Origin of the sequence: Streptomyces niveiscabiei (assembly GCF_001419795.1) — a bacterium.
Lineage (GTDB): Bacteria > Actinomycetota > Actinomycetes > Streptomycetales > Streptomycetaceae > Streptomyces > Streptomyces niveiscabiei.
In genome coordinates this window covers 1-3,918 of the sequence record NZ_LIRL01001351.1, presented here as the reverse complement: position 1 = coordinate 3,918, position 3,918 = coordinate 1, and the positions used below count along the sequence as shown (strand labels likewise).

6 protein-coding genes are annotated in these 3,918 nt (G+C 70.9%); 1 reads left to right on the top strand and 5 read right to left on the bottom strand.

The genetic code is table 11. The features are described 5' to 3' along the window. Positions 1-13 precede the first annotated feature (13 nt). The 4 genes from AOK24_RS43955 to AOK24_RS43940 form a co-directional block, all read right to left on the bottom strand. A complete protein-coding gene (locus AOK24_RS43955; RefSeq protein ID WP_055725409.1) occupies positions 14-475 on the bottom strand; it encodes a MarR family winged helix-turn-helix transcriptional regulator in 462 nt (153 codons plus the stop codon). A gap of 98 nt (positions 476-573) precedes the next feature. Continuing rightward, a complete protein-coding gene (locus AOK24_RS43950; protein ID WP_107104187.1) occupies positions 574-1,332 on the bottom strand; it encodes an energy-coupling factor ABC transporter ATP-binding protein in 759 nt (252 codons plus the stop codon). Continuing rightward, entirely contained in the window at positions 1,320-2,081 is a 762-nt protein-coding gene (gene cbiQ / locus AOK24_RS43945; protein ID WP_055725407.1) for a cobalt ECF transporter T component CbiQ, read from the bottom strand. Before cbiQ ends, AOK24_RS43950 begins: the two co-directional genes overlap by 13 nt. A 1-nt stretch (position 2,082) precedes the next feature. Further along, on the bottom strand, positions 2,083-3,141 hold the full coding sequence (locus AOK24_RS43940; RefSeq protein ID WP_055725406.1) for an energy-coupling factor ABC transporter permease: 1,059 nt from the start codon (positions 3,139-3,141) through the stop codon (positions 2,083-2,085). A 167-nt stretch (positions 3,142-3,308) separates the two neighbouring features. On the opposite strand from AOK24_RS43940, the gene AOK24_RS43935 reads away from it, so the two are divergent. After that, positions 3,309-3,641, top strand: a complete 333-nt coding sequence (locus AOK24_RS43935) for an SsgA family sporulation/cell division regulator (protein WP_055725405.1) — start codon at positions 3,309-3,311, stop codon at positions 3,639-3,641. 12 nt (positions 3,642-3,653) lie between these two features. On the opposite strand, the gene AOK24_RS43930 is transcribed toward AOK24_RS43935, so the two are convergent. After that, the coding region (locus tag AOK24_RS43930; RefSeq protein WP_240554423.1) for an SsgA family sporulation/cell division regulator at positions 3,654-3,918 on the bottom strand (265 nt) is incomplete at its 5' end.

Sequence of the window (3,918 nt, the reverse complement as noted above, 5' to 3'; positions counted from 1 at the left end):
CCCGTATGCCCCTTCACCTCGCTCTCTCCGCCGCCCCCTCCGCCCTCTCCGTCAACCCCCACAACTCCGCCCGCAGCTGCTCGACTTCCGCCCCGTCCAGCCCCGTCGCCGACAGCAGCGCACCCGGTACGCGCGCCGCCCTGCCCCGCAGCTCCTCGCCCCGGGCCGTGCAGGACACGAGGACCGAGCGCTCGTCCCGCGTCGACCGTTCGCGGTGGATCAGCCCGGCGCCCTCCATGCGCTTGAGCAGGGGCGACATGGTGCCGTAGTCCAGATGGAGGGTGGACGACAGATGCTTGACCGTGACCTCGCCCTGCTCCCAGAGCGTGAGGAGGACGAGGTACTGGGTGTACGTGAGCCCCAGCTCCTCCAGCAGGGGCCGGTACGCGGCCGTCACGGCACGCTGGGCGGCGTACAGGGCGAAACAGAGCTGATCGTCGAGCCGCAGCGAACCCTGAGCAGCCCCGCAGCTCACGGAACCCCGGACCCCCTCGCCGGTCACCGCCGTCTCCTGGCCCGGCACCGACCCGCTCGCCGCCGCCCCCTCGCCCCCGGCCCAGCTCTCCTCGTTCGTCACGCCCCCATTGTCGCGGAGCGCGGATCGAAGCCGAACGGCAGCTCCAGGCGGTGGGCCCGCATGAGGTCGGTGTTGGAGAGGATCTCCGGTGTGGGGCCGTCCGCGGCGATGACTCCCTCGCTGAGGATCAGGGAGCGGGGGCACAGCTCAAGGGCGTAGGGGAGGTCGTGGGTGACCATGAGGACCGTGACGTCCAACGACCGGAGGATGTCCGCGAGTTCGCGGCGGGACGCCGGGTCCAGGTTGGAGGACGGTTCGTCGAGGACCAGGATCTCCGGGGACATGGCCAGGACGGTCGCGACAGCCACTCGGCGGCGCTGGCCGAACGACAGGTGGTGCGGCGGGCGTTCCTTGAAGGCCGCCATGCCCACCTGGTCCAGCGCGGCGTCCACCACCGCCTCCAGCTCCGCGCCCTTGAGGCCCGCAGCCGCCGGGCCGAACGCGACGTCCTCGCGGACCGTCGGCATGAAGAGCTGGTCGTCGGGGTCCTGGAAGACGATGCCGACCTTGCGGCGGATCTCGGCCATGTGCCGTGTGCCGACGGGGAGTCCGGCGACGGTCACGGTCCCCGCACCCCCGGTGAGGATGCCGTTGAGGTGCAGGACGAGCGTCGTCTTGCCGGCCCCGTTCGGGCCGAGCAGCGCGACCCGTTCGCCGCGCGCGATGCTGAAGTCGACGCCGAACAGGGCCTGATGGCCGTCCGGATAGGCGAACGCGAGGCCGGAGACTTCGAGAGATGCGGTCATAGGGTCCATCCCAGCAGGCAGACGGCGAGGGCCGCGACCGGGAGGGCCAGGGCGTACGACCATTGCGCGCGCGAGGCGTCGACCTCGTCGATGACCGGCATCGACCCGGTGTACCCCCGGCTGATCATCGCGAGGTGCACCCGCTCACCCCGCTCGTAGGACCGGATGAACAACGCGCCCGCCGACTTCGCGAGCACCCCCCAGTGCCGGACCCCGCGCGCCTCGAACCCCCTCGACTCCCGCGCGATCCGCATCCGCCGCAGCTCGTCGGTGATGAGATCCCCGTACCGGATCATGAACGAGGCGATCTGTACGAGGAGTTGGGGCAGCCGGAGCCGCTGCAAGCCGAGGAGCAGCTCGCGCAACTCGGTGGTGGCGGCGAGCAGTACGGACGCGGCGACCCCCAACGTCCCCTTGGCGAGGACGTTCCACGCCCCCCAGAGCCCGTTGACGCTGAGCGACAGGCCGAGGACGTCGACGCGCTCCCCCTCCGCGACGAACGGCATCAGCACGGCGAACGCGACGAACGGCACCTCGATGAGCAGCCTCCGCAGCAGGAACCCGGCGGGCACGCGCGCGCGGTACGCGACGACCCCCAGCAGCACCCCGTACACCGCGAACGCCCACATCGCCTCGCGCGGCGTCGACACGACGACCACGACGAACGCGAAGACGGCGGCGAGCTTGGTGTGCGGAGGCAGCGCGTGGACCGGCGTGTCCCGCTTCAGGTAGAGCCGATGGGCATGCCCGGCGCCCATGTCACGAACTCCCGCTGGACGACACGGAGTTCACATCCTCGGTACGCCGCCTGCGCACCGCCCAGAAGATCCCGCTCCCGGCGACGACGGTCACCGTCACCCCGATCACCCCCGCGAGCCCGCCCGAAAGCCGCGCGTTCTGCACGTCCTTGACCCCGTAGTCCGCCAACGGCGAGTCGGCGGCGGCGTGTTCCTCGACCCGTGTGTCGAGTCCCTTGTCGGCGGCCACCTTTTCGAGGCCGTCGGGGTTCGCGGAGGCGTAGAAGCTCACCACCCCCGCCAACAGCAAGGAGGCTGCCAGTCCGCCGAGCCACAGCTTCTTCCGGGACACGGCCCCGACCGGCGACGGCGCCGGAGCGACCGCGTCCACCAGCTCCCCGCCCACCCGCAGCTTCAACGGCGCCTGGAGCCCCCGCGCCCCGTGCACGAGGTCCGGCCGCACGGCGACGACCGCGCCGACGGTGAGCGCGGTGATCGCCGCCTCCCCGATCCCGATCAGCACATGCACGCCGATCATCGCGCCCGCGACCTTGCCGATCGAGACGTCCGTGGTCCCGCCGACCGCGTACAGCAGCGTGAAGGCGGCGGCAGCGGCCGGTACGGACAGGAGCGCGGCGACGAAGGAGGCGGCGGTGACGGTACGGCGGTTCCCCAGACCCCGGGGGAGCACCTTCACCAGGCCCCGGAAGACGGCGTACGCGACGACCGTCGTCACGACCGCCATGTCCGTGATGTTGACGCCGAGCGCGGTGAGGCCGCCGTCCGCGAAGAGGATGCCCTGCATCAGGAGGACCACGGAGACGCACAGCACCCCGGTATAGGGGCCGACGAGTATCGCCGCGAGGGCGCCGCCCAGGAGGTGGCCGCTCGTCCCCGCCGCGACCGGGAAGTTCAGCATCTGCACCGCGAAGATGAACGCCGCGACCAGCCCGGCCAAGGGGGCCGTCCGTTCGTCCAGCTCCCGGCGTGCGCCGCGCAGGGACACGGCGACCGCGCCTGCCGCGACGGCGCCGGTCACGGCGGAGGTCGGGGCGTCGATGAATCCGTCAGGTACATGCACCGTCCGATGATGTGGCCTGTTGCGAACGTCTTGCAAGAGCGGTCAGTGAGCGAAATACAACAATGAACACACCCTGTCCGACTCCGTAAAACGGAAAATATGCGACATTGGTTAAAGAAGCGGTCGCACAGCTTCCGCACAGGTCACGCACCGTAAGGGGCCGTCCGATGTCGGTAGTCGAACAGCACGCACGCGCTCACATCGTCACCGACGAGGACCTGGTCGAGGAAGAACGCGAGGCCGTACCCGTAGTCCTCAGGTACGACCCCGACGACGACCCCCGCGCCGTACGCGTCGACCTCCCCGGCGCCCACCGGATGACCGTCGCCCGCACCCTCCTGGAACAGGGCCTCCGTGCCCCCGCTGGTACCGGAGAGGTACGGGTATGGCCCTGCGGCCGGGTCCAGGCGGTGGTCGAGTTCCACTCCGCGCAGGGCGTCGCAGTCGTGCAGTTCGAGTCGAAGACGCTGGCGAGGTTCCTGCGGAAGACGTACGCCTAGAGAGCCAGAGAGCTACCCCATCTTCAGCAGCGCCGCCACGATCGGCCCCGCCGTGTCCCCGCCGTGCCCGCCCGCCTGCACGACTGCGACGCCCTGCGCGGAGTGGAACTCGACCACCGCCTGGACCCGGCCGCAGGGCCATACCCGTACCTCTCCGGTACCAGCGGGGGCACGGAGGCCCTGTTCCAGGAGGGTGCGGGCGACGGTCATCCGGTGGGCGCCGGGGAGGTCGACGCGTACGGCGCGGGGGTCGTCGTCGGGGTCGTACCTGAGGACT

Bases quoted from the DNA above. Each gene is read 5' to 3' on its own strand.
- cbiQ (WP_055725407.1), bottom strand. From the start codon at position 2,081: ATGGGCGCCGGGCATGCCCATCGGCTCTACCTGAAGCGGGACACGCCG.
- AOK24_RS43950 (WP_107104187.1), bottom strand. From the start codon at position 1,332: ATGGACCCTATGACCGCATCTCTCGAAGTCTCCGGCCTCGCGTTCGCC.
- AOK24_RS43935 (WP_055725405.1), top strand. From the start codon at position 3,309: ATGTCGGTAGTCGAACAGCACGCACGCGCTCACATCGTCACCGACGAG.